The 14,071-nt window shown below is 69.7% G+C and carries 11 protein-coding genes; 4 read left to right on the top strand and 7 right to left on the bottom strand.

Going from position 1 to position 14,071, the window contains the following annotated elements:
• Positions 1-10 precede the first annotated feature (10 nt).
• On the bottom strand, positions 11-394 hold the full coding sequence (locus IZR01_RS23335; RefSeq protein WP_194925090.1) for a hypothetical protein: 384 nt from the start codon (positions 392-394) through the stop codon (positions 11-13).
• Positions 395-686: 292 nt separating this feature from the next.
• On the bottom strand, positions 687-2,168 hold the full coding sequence (locus IZR01_RS23340; RefSeq protein ID WP_194894002.1) for an amino acid permease: 1,482 nt from the start codon (positions 2,166-2,168) through the stop codon (positions 687-689).
• 244 nt (positions 2,169-2,412) lie between these two features.
• Between IZR01_RS23340 and IZR01_RS23345 the strand changes: the two genes are divergently transcribed.
• On the top strand, positions 2,413-3,711 hold the full coding sequence (locus tag IZR01_RS23345) for an MFS transporter (RefSeq protein ID WP_267254868.1): 1,299 nt from the start codon (positions 2,413-2,415) through the stop codon (positions 3,709-3,711).
• A gap of 29 nt (positions 3,712-3,740) precedes the next feature.
• On the opposite strand, the gene IZR01_RS23350 is transcribed toward IZR01_RS23345, so the two are convergent.
• Positions 3,741-4,526, bottom strand: coding sequence for a CYTH domain-containing protein (locus IZR01_RS23350; protein WP_194925091.1), 786 nt, complete (start codon positions 4,524-4,526; stop codon positions 3,741-3,743).
• A 127-nt stretch (positions 4,527-4,653) separates the two neighbouring features.
• On the opposite strand from IZR01_RS23350, the gene IZR01_RS23355 reads away from it, so the two are divergent.
• Positions 4,654-5,454 (top strand): MgtC/SapB family protein, encoded by an 801-nt coding sequence (locus tag IZR01_RS23355; protein ID WP_194894004.1) that lies wholly within the window; start codon positions 4,654-4,656, stop codon positions 5,452-5,454.
• Here IZR01_RS23355 and IZR01_RS23360 read toward each other — a convergent pair.
• Positions 5,424-8,084 carry an alpha-L-rhamnosidase gene (locus IZR01_RS23360; RefSeq protein ID WP_228560061.1) on the bottom strand — a complete coding sequence of 887 codons (2,661 nt, stop codon included), beginning with the start codon at positions 8,082-8,084 and terminating at the stop codon, positions 5,424-5,426. The genes IZR01_RS23355 and IZR01_RS23360 overlap by 31 nt on opposite strands.
• A gap of 107 nt (positions 8,085-8,191) precedes the next feature.
• Here IZR01_RS23360 and IZR01_RS23365 point away from each other — a divergent pair, with 107 nt between their 5' ends.
• Positions 8,192-8,680 carry a GNAT family N-acetyltransferase gene (locus IZR01_RS23365; RefSeq protein ID WP_194925093.1) on the top strand — a complete coding sequence of 163 codons (489 nt, stop codon included), beginning with the start codon at positions 8,192-8,194 and terminating at the stop codon, positions 8,678-8,680.
• A 95-nt stretch (positions 8,681-8,775) separates the two neighbouring features.
• Here the strand turns inward: IZR01_RS23365 and IZR01_RS23370 are convergent, their stop codons facing one another.
• Positions 8,776-9,423 carry a superoxide dismutase gene (locus IZR01_RS23370; RefSeq protein ID WP_194925094.1) on the bottom strand — a complete coding sequence of 216 codons (648 nt, stop codon included), beginning with the start codon at positions 9,421-9,423 and terminating at the stop codon, positions 8,776-8,778.
• 204 nt (positions 9,424-9,627) lie between these two features.
• On the opposite strand from IZR01_RS23370, the gene IZR01_RS23375 reads away from it, so the two are divergent.
• Positions 9,628-10,185, top strand: a complete 558-nt coding sequence (locus IZR01_RS23375) for a CGNR zinc finger domain-containing protein (RefSeq protein WP_194925095.1) — start codon at positions 9,628-9,630, stop codon at positions 10,183-10,185.
• A 56-nt stretch (positions 10,186-10,241) separates the two neighbouring features.
• Here IZR01_RS23375 and IZR01_RS23380 read toward each other — a convergent pair whose 3' ends face one another.
• Together IZR01_RS23380 and IZR01_RS23385 are read right to left on the bottom strand one after the other, a co-directional pair.
• Positions 10,242-11,630, bottom strand: a complete 1,389-nt coding sequence (locus IZR01_RS23380; protein WP_194925096.1) for a protein kinase domain-containing protein — start codon at positions 11,628-11,630, stop codon at positions 10,242-10,244.
• On the bottom strand, positions 11,627-14,059 hold the full coding sequence (locus IZR01_RS23385) for an AAA family ATPase (RefSeq protein WP_194925097.1): 2,433 nt from the start codon (positions 14,057-14,059) through the stop codon (positions 11,627-11,629). Before IZR01_RS23385 ends, IZR01_RS23380 begins: the two co-directional genes overlap by 4 nt.
• Positions 14,060-14,071: the final 12 nt, after the last annotated feature.

Raw genomic sequence — 14,071 nt, forward strand, 5'->3', positions numbered from 1 at the left:
CTCCCCACCCCTACCACCCAATAGCCCGCCGATCATCCTCCGACTCCCGAAACCGCAGCCGCGTGGCGTGCAGCCACCGATCCAGCTGCGCCGCCAGCAGGTCCCGCGACTCGGCGTACGTGTCCAGAGCTCCCGCGCACACCCGATCCGCGGCCGCCAGTCGGCTGCGTGTTTCGGCGATCGTGAGTGGGTCGCCTACTTGCTCGGCTACGCGGAGGCGGGCCGTGAGGCGTTCTCGGACGCGGGTGCAGATCTCCACCGCGACCTGGGCCTCGTACTCGGCCGCCACCAGTTGGCCGATCCAGGCGTCGCTCACCGCCTGTTCGGCGCTGCGGACGGCGGCTCGCTGGGCGGCGCCGGTCGTCGACTGGCGGGCGCTGGTCCAGTCCTCCATGTGTTGTCACCTCCCTGTTGCGCCTTCGAACACTGACGGGTGGGAAGACCGTCGTCAAGGCGCCATGTCTTTCGGGTGACCATTCTGTCGAAACCGAAACGGGGAAGGTGGGAAATCCCGGCTGTCGGACTGGGATCTTGCCGATCGGACGGACTGGTTGCCGGTATAAACAGAGTCCTGATGCCCTCGGGCAGTGCCAGGGGCATCAGGCGGCAGATCAGGCAGAGCAGGTGGCAGATCGGGCGGAGCAGGCAGATCGGGCGGAGCAGGCGGCAGCTAAGGCAGCAGAGCCCTACTCGCCCCGCCCCACCCGCTTCCGGCTGTACCCGAAGTACACGAACAGCCCGACCACCATCCACACCCCGAACCGGATCCAGGTGTCCACCGGCAGATTCAGCATCAGCCACAGGCACGCCAGGATCGCCGCGATCGGCACGTAGGGCACCCCGGGCGTGCGGAAGGCGCGGGGCAGATCGGGCCGCGTCCGTCGCAGGATGATGACCCCGAGCGAGACCAGCATGAACGCCGCCAGGGTGCCGATGTTCACCAGCTCGGCCAGCGCCTTGAGCGGGATGACGGCGGCGAAGCAGGCGACGACCAGGCCCAGCAGGATCGTGGACCGGTAGGGCGTCTGGAACCGGGGGTGGACCCGGGAGAAGGCCCGGGGGAGCAGTCCGTCGCGGCTCATGGCGAAGAACACCCGGGACTGGCCCATGAGCAGCAGCAGGGTGACCGACGTGAGTCCGGCGACCGCCCCGGCGCTGATGAAGCCGCTGAGCCAGTGCGCGCCGGTGGCGTTGAAGGCGTCGGCCAGCGGTGCCTTCTCCGACAAGTTCGTGTACTTCTGCATCCCGGTGACGACCAGGGTCACGCTCACATACAGCACCGTGCACACCGCCAGTGAGGCCAGGATGCCGCGCGGCAGGTCCCGCTGCGGCTTCTTCACCTCCTCGGCGGCGGTGGCGACGACGTCGAACCCGATGAAGGCGAAGAACACGACCGCCGCCGCGGTGAAGATGCCCATCACGCCGAAGGAGCCGGGGGCGAATCCCAGGTGCTGGATGAGCGGTTGTGCGCCGCCGGAGGAGGTGCTGGTGCCCTTGCTCGTCGGCGGGATGAACGGCTTGTAGTTCGAACCCTTGATGAAGAACGCCCCGGCGATGATGACCAGCAGCACCACCGCCACCTTCACCGCGACGATCAGGGTCGTGAACCGGGCCGACTGCTTGACCCCGACCACCAGTAGCGCGGTCATCGCCAGCACCAGTACCGCCGCCGGCAGGTTCAGCCCCCAGTGGCTGTCGGTGCCGCCGCCGATCGAGGTGGGCACGTGGATGCCGATGTCGGCCAGGAAGGTCTGGATGTATCCGGACCAGCCGACCGCGACCACCGCCGCCCCCAGCGCGAGTTCCAGGATCAGGTCCCAGCCGATGAGCCAGGCCGGGAACTCGCCGAGCGCGGCGTAGGAGAAGGTGTAGGCGGAACCCGCGACCGGGACCGTCGAGGCGAACTCGGCGTAGCACAGCGCGGCCAGGCCGCAGACGACGGCGGCCACGGCGAACGACAGCGCGACCGCCGGCCCGGCGTAGTCCTTCGCGGCGGTTCCGGTCAGGACGAAGATCCCGGTGCCGATGATGACGCCGACGCCGTAGACGGTCAGATCCAATGCCGACAGCTCGCGTCTGAGACTGTGCTCGCCGGAACTGGTGTCGCTGATGGTGTCTTCGATGCTTTTGGTCCGGAACAGGCCTTTCGTCGCGTTCTGAGTCTTCATAGCCGACCGGCTACCCGCTATTTCGGATGACTATCATCCCGGCGTGGTTCAGGAACTCGAGGAAATCGGTTCGTTTGTCCCGGCGCATCCCGGGCACCGGGGGCAGAACGCCCGCGAACCTGCAAGACACCGACCCCTGGCGCTATGTGCTCCGGTGGTAGCAAGGAGATGACTGTCTGTGAGTGAAGTCGCCAAGAAACCGACCGATTCCCAGCCCGCCGAACGCGCGCCGGTGCCGCCCTCCATGGTCCGCAAGGCCGTGGTCGCCTCGGCGATGGGCAACGCCATGGAATGGTTCGACTACGGTGTCTTCACCTCCGGAACGATCACCGGGGTCATCGGACGGGTGTTCTTCCCGGGCGACTCCAACGCGGTCCTGAAATCCCTGGCCCTGGTGGCGGTCGGCTTCATCGTGCGCCCGTTCGGCGGGGCGTTCTTCGGCCCGCTCGGGGACAAGATCGGCCGCAAGAAGGTCCTGGCCGTCACCATCTTGACGATGTCGATGTGCACCTTCCTGGTCGGCGTGCTGCCCACCTACGCCGCGATCGGCCTGGCCGCGCCGATCATCCTGCTGGCGTTGCGCCTGATCCAGGGCTTCTCCACCGGCGGCGAATACGGCGGCGCGGCGACCTTCATCGCCGAGTACGCCCCGACCAAGCGCCGTGGCTTCTACGGGTCCTTCCTCGAAGTCGGCACCCTGACCGGCTACGTCCTGGGCAACAGCCTGGTCCTGATCGTCAGCCTGAGCGTGGGCAGCTCGGCGATGGACTCCTGGGGTTGGCGCATCCCGTTCCTGCTCGCCCTGCCGATGGGCCTGATCGGCCTGTACCTGCGCGAACGCCTCGACGACCCGCCGGCCTTCCGCGCCCTGGTGGAGAAGGACGGCGAGCCGGACAAGATCCCGCTGCTGGAGACCCTGCACGGCTACTGGCCGATGATCCTGAACCTGGTCGGCATCGTCATCCTGCTCAACGTCGCCGACTACATGCTCCTGACCACGATGCCCTCCTACTTCACCGAGCACCTGAAGATCAGCGACAACACCGCGACCGTCATCATCATCGCGGTCGAACTCGGCCAGATGGCGCTGCTGGTCCCGCTCGGCGCGCTGTCCGACCGGATCGGCCGCAAACCCCTGCTGAAGGCCTCGGCGATCGGCTACCTGGTGCTCAGCTACCCGGCGATCCGCCTGATGCAGGCCGGCCACCTCTACACCCTGGTCATCGGCTTCGCCGTGGTCGCCTTCCTGCTGGCGCTGATCCTGGCGGTGATCGGCTCCACCTTCCCGGCGATGTTCCCGACCCACGTCCGCTACGGCGCCTTCGCGATCGGCTACAACGTCTCGACCTCGGTGTTCGGCGGCACCGCCGGGGTGGTCACCGAATTCCTCATCAACCACACCGGCGACAAGAACTGGCCGGCGTACTACCTGATGATCGCCGCCGCGATCGCGGTCGTCCCGATCTGGATGCTGCCGGAGACCGCCGGGGTGCCGATCGCGAAGATCGACGCCGAGGACGAGGCGGCGTTGCAGGCCGCTTAGCTGCGGGGACGGGAACGCTACCGCCCAGCTCACCGTCGCGTGAAGTAGTCCAGCGTGCTGTCGGCCTTGGTCGGGCACGGACCGGACTGCGCGATCGCGTGCCGGTCCAGGAACGCCTTCGCCTGCGCGGCGGTCTGGAGCAGATCCGCCGACCCGCACCGGGTCGACACCTCCATCAGCCGCGAGCCGTCCGGATAGATCCACTCCTGGAGTTCCAGCCCCCGGCCGGGTCCGTCCTGGCCGGGCCGGGTGCGGCGCACCTCGACCGGGCCCAAGGGCTGGAGGTCGTCGACGGTGAGCACGCCGTGCAGCCGGCTGTCGATCAGTGCCAGCTGCTGGTCGGAGAACAGGGTCCGCAGCTGGTTGCGGCCGTGGACGGCGCGCTCGACGGCGTGCCGGCGCAGTCGGCGCTTGAGGCTGCCGGAGGCGATGAAGCTGTCGGGGGTCACGTCCACCTCGACGGTGAAGTCGTCCCGGCGGCGCAGGGCGGGCGGCACCGCGTCGGGGTCGATCGGGCGCAGCTTGACCACCGAGTCCGGCCGCTGGCCGCCGCGCACCCGGGCCAGCACGCCCTGCCCGCGCAGCGTCAGATCGGCGGTGTCGAGATAGTACACGGTCCGGATCCGCTTGGCGCCGACCTCCAGCAGCGTGCGCACCGCCGCGTGGGATTCCTCGGCCACGGCGAATTTCAGTTCCACCTGCCCGACCTCCTGGACCAGCGTGAACATCCGGTCCAGATCGTCGCTGGCCATCCGCCAAGCCCGTGGGGCGGCTTTGCGTCCCGACTTCTTCGAAGCCTTCAGCGTCGCTCCCACCTCCCCGTCTCCCTATCGCCGTCCGAGGCTGGACGACGCACAAAGGCTCCATTATGCGCGATCACCGTTCAACATTCGAGTCCTGACGCTCACTGACGCGTCCGGCGAAGCAGGGCATGATGGCGGAATGAGTACATCGATCTTGTGGGAGGAACCGACGGGCCAAGGCTGGACCCAGGTCGGCGAACTGGCTGTGGCGCTGGTCCTGTCCTCGGCGATCGGACTGGAGCGGGAGATCCGGCAGAAGGCCGCCGGCCTGCGCACTTACACGATCGTGGGGCTCGGGGCGGCGTTGTTCGTGCTGGTGAGCAAATACGGCTTCACGGACGTGCTCAGCCCGGGCCGGGTGGTCGTCGACCCCTCGCGGGTCGCCGCGCAGATCGTCTCCGGCCTGGGCTTCATCGGCGGCGGTGTGATCTTCATGCGCCGCGACACCGTCCGCGGCCTCACCACGGCCGCCGCGCTCTGGCTGACGGCCGGCGTCGGCGCGGCGGCCGGTGCGGGGCTGGGCCTGCTCGCGCTCCTCACCACGGTCGGCTATTTCGTGGTGGCGTACGCCCTGCGCCCGCTCACCCACTGGATGCCCGCGCTCCGCACACCTCCGGTGACCTACCGCATCGAATACCTCGACGGCAGAGGACTGCTCCGCACGGTCCTCGACGTCTGCACCGGCGCGGGCTTCTTCGTCGCGTCGTTCAGCGGCACCGGCCGCCACGACCACTCCGACAGCCGCGACCTCGAAGCGCCCGAAGCCTCCGATGCGTCCAATGTGTCCAATGTGTCCAAAGCCGGCCGACCGGACCGGACGGTCGAGGTCGTGCTGACGCTGCACGGCCGCGGCAACGTCAACGACCTGACCGAACAGCTGGTCGCCACCTCCGGGATCGTCGCCGTCGCCTACAACCGCGCCGACGACGAGTTCTCCTGATCGCGGGGGCAGCTGAAGCGGGACGTCCCCGATCCGGCGCCGAACACCAGGCAGCCATCCTCCTGCCGCAGGTACTCGGCCCCTTCATAGCGGGTGCCGGCTGCCGTCTTGACCGGCAGCCAGATCTCGGCCGAGGTGTTCGGGGCCAGCGTGACCGCCAGCTTGAATCTGCCGTCCCGGTCGGTCCAGTGCGTGGCGACCGGGCCGTAGGGCGAAGTGAAGCGTGCGCGGGCCTCGTGCACTTCGCCGCCGGGACGCGGGCGGATGCGCAGGGTGCGGAAACCCGGTGCGGTAGCGGCGATTCCGGCGATGTTCGTGTACATCCACTCGCCGACCGAGCCGTAGGCGTAGTGGTTGAAGGAGTTCATCTCCTCGCTCTGGAAGCTCCCGTCCGGCTTGATGGAGTCCCAGCGCTCCCACATCGTGGTGGCGCCGCGCTCGATCGGGTAGCCCCAGCTGGGGAAGGTGCGCTGGTGCAGCAGGCGGTAGGCGACGTCAGTGCGGCCGGTCGCCGTGAGTACCGGCAGCAGCCGCGGGGTGCCGAGGAAGCCGGTGGACAGGTGCCAGTCGCGGGCCTCGATCAGATCGACGAGGCGGTCGGCGGCGGGGCCGCGGTCGGCTTCGGCGAGCAGGTCCATGGACAGCGCGAGGACGTATGCGGTCTGGGTGTCGCCGCGTATCCGGCCGCCTTCGGTGACGTAGGCGGTTCGGAAGGCGTTGCGCACGTCTTCGAACAGCTCCCGGAACGGGTCGCCGTCCTCGCCCAAGACCTCGGCGATCCGCGCGGTCAGGTCGGCGCTGTGGGCGAAGTACGCGGTGGCGATGACGTCCTTCGGGGTCTCGTCGTCGATGTTCAGCCAGTCGCCGTAGACCGCGGCGGAGCGGATCAGCTCCTGGCTGGAAGCGCGCAGGTGGTCGATCCAGCGCACGATCGAGGACCAGGACTCCGCCAGGATCCGCCGGTCGCCGTAGGCCTGGTACAGCGCCCACGGCACCGTGACCCCGGCGTCGCCCCAGCCCGCGACCCCGTCGCCGACCGGGGCGTCGCCGACCGGGCCGAGGTGCGGCGCGGTGTCGGGGAAGATGCCCTCAGGGGACTGACTGTCCCGCAGGTCGGTGAGCCATTTGGTGAGGAAGCGCGCGGATTCCATGATGGAGCAGGCTGTCGGGGCGAACACGTTGATGTCGCCGGTCCAGCCCAGCCGCTCGTCCCGGGCCGGGGTGTCGGTGGGTATGGACAGGAAGTTGCCGCGCTGGCCCCAGCGGATGTTGCTGTGCAGCTGGTTCAGCATCGGCACGTCGGTGGCGAAGTCGAGGGAGAACGGTGCGTCGGTTTGTAGCACCACGCCGGTCACCGCAGACGCCGGGACAGCGCCGGGGTAGCCGCTGATCTCGACGTAGCGGAAGCCGTGGAAGGTGAAGCGCGGCTCGTAGGTTTCGAGGCCGTCGCCCTTCAGGGTGTATGTGTCGGTGGCCCGCGCCTTGCGTAGGTTGGCGGTGTAGCAGGTGCCGTCGGGGTTCAGTACCTCGGCGTAGCGCAGCGTTATCGTGGTCCCGGCCGGGCCTTCGACGTGCAGCCGTATAGAGCCGACCATGTTCTGCCCGAGGTCGAGCACGAAGACGCCCGGCCGCGGCTCGGTGACGGTCCGTGCCGCCAGCTCTTCCACCGCCCGGATCGGTGCGTCGACCTGGGCCACGACCTGCGCGCTGGGGCGGGTGTCCGCGGTGTCCGCGGTGTCCAGGACGTCCACCGGCGACCAGCCGGAGTCATCGAACCCTGATCCGGTCCAGCCCGGGGTCGCCAACCGGGCGTCGTAGCTCTCGCCGTGCAACAGGTCGGCGGCGACGATCGGGCCACGCGCCGCGGTCCAGCTCGTGTCGCTCACGTACCGCTGGGTCGTGCCGTCCTCGTACCCGACTTCCAGCTGCGCGAGGAGCGCGGGCCGCTCTCCGTAGTTCTGCGTGCCGTACCAAGCCACGGTCCCGGCGTACCAGCCCTCGGCCAGCTGCACGCCGATGGCGTTGGCGCCGCCGCCGATCAGGCCGGTCACATCATGGCTCTGATACTGAACGCGCCGCCGATAGTCGGTCCAGCCCGGCGCCAGCCGGTCACCGCCGACCCGCCGGCCGTTCAGGTGCACCTCATACAGTCCGAGCGCCGTGATGTAGAGCCGGGCCTGCGTGATCTGCTTGTCAGCGACCGAGAACCCGCGACGGAGCTGGGCGCAGGTGCCGAGCGACTCGGGCGCGGCGATCCATGAAGCAGACCACTGACTCTGCTCCATCAGCCCGGTTTCCCACCACGTCGGCGCGCTCCATTCCGAGGCCCGGCCCTCGTTGTCCCAGGCCCGAACCGACCAGTGGTACCGAGTACGCGGAGCCAGGGCAGGACCGTCGTAGGGCACGAGTACGGACTCTGACGACCGCACCCTCCCGCTGTCCCACACATCGGCGGACGACAACCGGTCGGCGTCGGTGGCGACCCGAACCTGGTACGCGGTCTGCACCCGCCCGGGTTCCTGCGCGACCAGCGGCCACGTGAAGCGCGGACGCGCCACGTCCAGGCCCAGCGGACACGACGCGTATTCGACCGTGGGACCTGCCACGGCCCACTTGCTGGTGCTGGTCATCACAGGATCGTAGACGATAGGGATCAAACGGTTAAGGGACCGATCGTCTGGACCGATTCGCATCCCGCCCCTGGATATCGGACTCTGGACACCGTAAGCTCCTCGCCATGCCCGGGACCGTTACGTATGTCGAGATGGCCAGCCGCGACCAGTTCACGCCGAGCCCGCCGGTGCCGGGGCTGAGCCTGGACCGGCTCGAACCCGGCTCGCCACTGATCTCCGAAGTGATGGCCGGGGTCGGCGCTCCGTACGGCTGGGAGAGCGCGCGGCGCGGCCCGCAGGAGTGGGTGACCTGGCTCGCCGGGAACTCCGGGCGGGACTTCTGGCTGCTGGCCCTGCACGGTGAGCCGGCCGGCATCGTGGTCTTCGACCCTCAGCCCGGCGGCGAGGTCGAGATCAAGACCTTCGGGCTGCTGCCGGCATTCGTGGGCAAGGGTTTCGGGGGCTACGCGTTGACGCTCGGCGTGGACCGGGCTTGGCGGTTGCTGCCGGAGGTGAGCAGGGTCTGGTTGCACACGCAGACGTCCGACCATCCCCATGCCCTGTCGAACTATCACGGCCGGGGGTTCCGCACCTTCAAGACCGAACCGGCGTAATAGGCGGCGGCGTAAAGACGGCGTGCCCGCCGCGGGGGAGCGAACGAAGCCCATTGTGACTGCGGTCTTCGAGAACGGGCACGCCGGGTTCGGGGTCAGCCCGCGGTGTTGCCGCCCGCGGCGGCTGCGGGTGCTGAGCGCGTCGCGGTGCTCGCGGCGCTGAACCGGGCGGCGACGTCAGCCCAGTTGACGATCAACCACAGCTTCTCGACATAGTCCGGCCGCACGTTCCGGTACTGCAAGTAGTACGCGTGCTCCCAGGCGTCGAAGACCAGCAGCGGGGTCATGCCGGCGGCGACGTTGCCGTGGTGGTCGTAGACCTGGGTGACGATCAGTCGGTCGGCCAGCGGCTCGTGCGCCAGCACACCCCAGCCCGAGCCCTGCACGCTCGCCGTGGCGGCGGTGAGCTGCTTGCGGAAGGCGTCGAAGGACCCGAAGTCGCGCTCCAGGGCGGTGGCCAGGGCGCCGTCCGGCTTGTCGCCGCCGTCGGGGGACAGGTTCTGCCAGAACAGCGTGTGCAAGACGTGGCCTGAGGTGTTGAACGCCAGGGTCTTCTCCAGCCCGACCAGTCCGCCGAGCTGTCCCTTGTCCCGAGCCTCAGCGAGTTGCTCAAGGGTGTCGTTGGCGCCTTTGACGTACGCGGCGTGGTGTTTGGCGTGGTGCAGCTCCAGGATCTCCCCGGTGATCGCCGGCTCCAGCGCGGAGTAGTCATAGGGCAGGTCAGGCAACGTGTACAAGGCCACGAATGGCACCTTTCACTCGTCTCACTCGTCGATGCTCCAGCGAAGCTGAAGCGGCGCGAACCGTCCTCCCGCGGGATCGCGGTTATCACGTTGTCCGGCCCGCGCCGGCTCCAGCTTATTGCGAATATCTCGCAACTGCATATGCTTCGCAACTATGGATTTGAGGACGTGTCGCGGCCGGACGACGGCGCAGGGGAGCGCGTGATGGAACTGATCGCCTATGCCGAGCGGGCTGTCGCGCTGGTCAACACCCATGACCCGGCCGCCGGAAGCGACCGGCTGGCGTCCGGGGACGATGTCCTGGACCTGCTCCCGCCGAGCTGGACCGTGACCCGAACGGCGGCGCGCGACGCCCTCGCGGAACTCCTCGCGGCCCGCCCGCGCCTGCGCCACGTGTTCGAAGAGGCCGCGGCCGGGCACCACCGCCGCGCGGTCCACGCATTGAACACGCTGCTGTCCGACTTCCCGGTCTCGCTGTCGATCAGCGGCCACGAACTCCAGGACTGGCACATGCACCTGGCCGACGACGACGCGGGGCAGGCGCGCACCTACGTCACCGGCGCCGTGTTCGGGCTGGCTTACACGATCGCCGAGCGCGGGATCGAGCGGCTGGGGATGTGCTGCGCCACGTCGTGCCATTTCGTGTTCGTGGACATGACCACGAACGCCTCGCGGCGCTACTGCTCAGATCGCTGCGCTACCCGGACGAACGTCGCGGCCTACCGGGCGCGGGTCAAGGCAGCATCCGGCGACATCGGCTGATTTGCCCGATGCTCCGATCAAGGCCTTCCGTCAGGCCCGCCGATCAGGCCGTTCGATCAAGCCCAGGGCGACAACGCCGCCCGGAACTCGGCCGCGGTCTGGAACCCGATGGCCGGCGTCTCCCGTAGCGCCTCGTCGATGACCTCGGCGAGCCCCTTTGGCAGGCTCGGCTCATGCTCCCGAATCGGCGTCGGCTCCACTTGCAGCACCGCCTGCCACGGGTCGCGGGCCCGGGAGAAGTCGCGCGGGAACTCGGCGGTCAGGCAGCGGTAGAGCGTCGCGGCCAGGGCCCAGACGTCGACGGCCTGGGAGGCGTTGCGGAAGTTGATGACCTGCTGGCGCGGCAGATACCAGGGCTTGCCGGCGGTCGCGCCGGTGCGGGTCAGGCCGCTGAGACCGGCCTGGTCGAAGGCCTTGGCCAGGCCGAAGTCGCAGACCTTGGCGGTCAGCGCCGCCCCCTGGCCGGTCAGCAAGATGTTGGACGGGCTCAGGTCGCGGTGAACGATGCCCGCGTTGTGCGCGTGCTCCAGCCCTTGCAGCACCTGCACCGCGAGCCTGACCGCCTCGTCCGCCGGCAGCTTGCCGCCCCGGCGCTCGACCAACCGGTCCAGGCTGCCGCCTTCGCAGTACTCGAGGGTGAAGTAGAAGGTGCCGCCGGCGTATCCGGCGTCGTGCAGGGCGGCGATGTTCGGGTGTCGCAGGGTGCTGGTGAGCTTCGCCTCGAGCAGGAAGCGGTCCCGGGCGACGGTGTTGGCCGCCGCCTTGGGCAGCATCACCTTCAGCCCCACCACCTGGCCGGTCGCCTCGTGCCGGGCCAGATACACCGCGCCCATGCCGCCGCGGCCGAGCTCGCGGACCAGGGTGTAGCCGGCGATCGGGGCGAGTTCGGGGGTGGGCTCGGCGCTGCCGGCCAGGCGTAGCAGGAGCCTGAGCACGGCGCCGGGATCGTTCTGGCAGACCGCGCAGACGTACTCGCCGCTGCGCGCGCCGATCTCGCCGGCGACGTCGCGCCCGCAGTTGGCGCACTGGGCCGGGACGGCGGCGAACGGGGTCAGGGTCGTCGGGACGTGGATGCCGACCCGGAACACCGTCTCGCCGAGCCGGATCTCGTCCCCGTCCAGCAGATCGCGCTCCGGATAGGACCCGGCCGCGGCCTCGTCAGGGGTCTGATGCTTCTCCCGCTGGCCGATCTTCTCGCCGTTGACATAGGTGCCGTTGAGGCTGCCGAAGTCACGGATCCGGGCCTCGGGCGGGTTGATGTCCAGCAGACAGTGGTGCCGGGAGACGGTCCGGTGGTGCTCGTCGTCGGGCAGCCGGGGCGCGCAGTCGTCGGCGCGGCCGAGCACGCACGTAGTCCGCTCATCGAACACGTGCGGGCTCTGGCCTCCGCGGCCCTTCACCATCGTCAGCGAGATCGTCGGCACGTCGGTCGGGGTCGGCGTCATCGGGATGCGGGCTCCTTCGGGGTGAAGAGCAGGACGGCGCCGTCGGCGTCCGGCTCGGCGTGCACCACTGTGCCATCCGGGAACCGCCGGTCCAGCAACGCCCGGGCCAACGGTTGCACCAGCAGGCGTTCTACGGCGTGTTCCAGCTCGCGGACCCCGGCCCGGGCCTGGCTGCCGTGCCGGACCAGCAGGGCATAGGCGTCCTCGCTGAGGACGACGCCGATCCGCCGGTCGGCCAGGCGCCCAGTGAGCCGGCCCAGGAGCTTGTCGACGATCGGACGCAGCGCGGCCTCGCCGAGCGGATGGAACACGACGACCTCCCCGACGCGGCCGAGCAGTTCGGGACGCAGCCCCTGGCGCAGCGCGGCGGTGACCCGCTCTGCGGCTGCCTCCCGCGCGTCCGGACGGTCGCGATCGCCCTGCGCCGCGAACCCGAACGCCCGCGCCCCGGCAGCGAGGTAGTCCGCGGAACCGAGGTTGGACGTCAGGATGACGACCGCCTCGGTGAACGGCACCCGCCGCCCCCGCGAGTCGGTCAGCCGCCCCTCGTCGAGGATCTGCAACAACAAGTCCAGGACCTCCGGATGCGCCTTCTCCACCTCGTCGAACAACACGACACTGTGCGGATGGTCCCGAAGCGGACCGCTGAGCTGCCCGTCGCGGTCGTGGCCGAGATAGCCCGGCGGAGCTCCCAACAAGCGCGAGATCGCATGCCGCTCCTGGTATTCGGACATGTCGACGGTGATCAGCCGCCGCTCGTCGTCGAACAGGAAACCCGTGAGCGCCTTGGCCAGCTCGGTCTTGCCGGTCCCGGTCGGCCCGGCGAACAGGAACGAGCCGATCGGCCGGTGCGGGTCGCCGAGCCCGGCGCGCGCCGTCCGCACCGCCTCGGCGACCGCGTGGACCGCGGCGTCCTGGCCGACCACGCGGGCCCGCAGCGCCTCTTCCATCCCGCGCAGCCGCTCGGCCTCCCGCGCCCCGATCCGCTCGATCGGCAGGTGCAGGCGCCGGGCCAGGACGGCGACGACGTCGTCCCGGCCGATCCGGAGCCGCGCGGGCCGGGCATGGTCCGACTGTGCATTGCCCGACTGTGCATGGTCCGACTGTGCATTGCCCGACTGTGCATGGTCCGACTGTGCATTGCCCGACCGTGCATGCTCCGATTGCGCATCGCCCGGCTGCGCATCGTCCGAATCAGGGGTCAGCGACCTGATCCGCACACCCGCGCAGGCCTGGTCGACCAGATCGATCGCCTTGTCCGGCAGCCGCAGCTCCGGCAGGTGACGGATCGCCAGGTCCACGGCCGCGGCCGGGACGTCCGCGTCGATCCCCACGCCGTGGTGCCCGACCAGCCGGTCCACCACCCCGGCCACGATCTCGACCGCCTCGCCCCGGGTCGGCTCGTCCACCCAGATCACCTCGAACCTGCGCTCCAACGCGGCGTCGGTCTCGATCCGCTGCCGGTACTCGGCCGGCGTCGTGGCGCCGATGCAGCGCAGCTCCCCGCGGGCCAGGGCCGGCTTCAGGATGTTCGCGGCGTCGCTGGCCCCTGATCCACCGGCGTGCAGCACCGTGTGCAGCTCGTCGATGAACAGGATCAGCCCGGGGGAGCGCGCCTCCCGCAGCACGGCCTGCAACCGCTCCTCGAACTCGCCCCGGTACTTGGTCCCGGCGAGCAGCGTGGCCATCGACAGCTCGACGAGGCGGGCGTCCGCCAACCCGGCCGGTGGCCTGCGCCCGGCCAGATGCGCGGCCAGACCCTCGACGATCCCCGTCTTGCCGACCCCGGCCGCGCCGACCAGGACGGCGTTGGCCTTCCGCTGCCGCACCAGGACCCGGGCCAGGGCGCGCAGCTCCTCGCGCCGTCCGATCAACGGTTCGAGGGCTCCTTCGCGGGCCAGGCGGGTCAGGTCGCGGCCGAAGCGGTCCAGGAAGGGGGTCGGCGAATCAGGGGACTGGTGTGCGTCGCGGGGTTCGTCGACTTCTTCCGGGAAGAAGGCTCCGGGCTCCAGACCGAACCGATCGGCCGTGCCAGAGTCCTGCAATATCGCGCGGAGCAGCGCGACGGTTCCTATCCGCCCCTGCTGGGCAGCCCGGGCGAACGCCTCATGTGCCGCCGGACTCCGCCTCGGCGTACCGCCCTTCGGCCCGCTGACCGCCAACCGCGCACGGATGCGGCGCCGCACGGTCGTCGGATCGACCCGCGCGGTCGCGAAGCACTCCCGCAACTGCTCGGCCTCGGCCACGACCGCCGCACCGTCCAGATCGGCCGCGCCGAGATCGGCCAGCATCAACTCCAGGTCTGGACGGCACAGGGTTGTCAACCCCATGAGGAGGTGGCCCGGCTCGACGTCGCGGGTCCCACCGGCGCGCGCCTCCAACCTGGCCAAACCCAGGGCGAGCGTCACGCCGTCGCTGTAGTGAGCCACGGATTTCACCAT

The sequence above is a fragment of the Catenulispora pinisilvae genome, from assembly GCF_015356865.1.
Taxonomy (GTDB): Bacteria; Actinomycetota; Actinomycetes; order Streptomycetales; family Catenulisporaceae; genus Catenulispora; species Catenulispora pinisilvae.

What these genes read in the sequence shown, in the direction of transcription:
- IZR01_RS23365 (WP_194925093.1), top strand. Translation starts at nt 8,192, where the DNA reads ATGCCCGGGACCGTTACGTATGTCGAGATGGCCAGCCGCGACCAGTTC.
- IZR01_RS23360 (WP_228560061.1), bottom strand. Translation starts at nt 8,084, where the DNA reads ATGACCAGCACCAGCAAGTGGGCCGTGGCAGGTCCCACGGTCGAATAC.
- IZR01_RS23345 (WP_267254868.1), top strand. Translation starts at nt 2,413, where the DNA reads ATGGTCCGCAAGGCCGTGGTCGCCTCGGCGATGGGCAACGCCATGGAA.
- IZR01_RS23380 (WP_194925096.1), bottom strand. Translation starts at nt 11,630, where the DNA reads ATGACGCCGACCCCGACCGACGTGCCGACGATCTCGCTGACGATGGTG.
- IZR01_RS23355 (WP_194894004.1), top strand. Translation starts at nt 4,654, where the DNA reads ATGAGTACATCGATCTTGTGGGAGGAACCGACGGGCCAAGGCTGGACC.
- IZR01_RS23335 (WP_194925090.1), bottom strand. Translation starts at nt 394, where the DNA reads ATGGAGGACTGGACCAGCGCCCGCCAGTCGACGACCGGCGCCGCCCAG.
- IZR01_RS23375 (WP_194925095.1), top strand. Translation starts at nt 9,628, where the DNA reads ATGGAACTGATCGCCTATGCCGAGCGGGCTGTCGCGCTGGTCAACACC.
- IZR01_RS23340 (WP_194894002.1), bottom strand. Translation starts at nt 2,168, where the DNA reads ATGAAGACTCAGAACGCGACGAAAGGCCTGTTCCGGACCAAAAGCATC.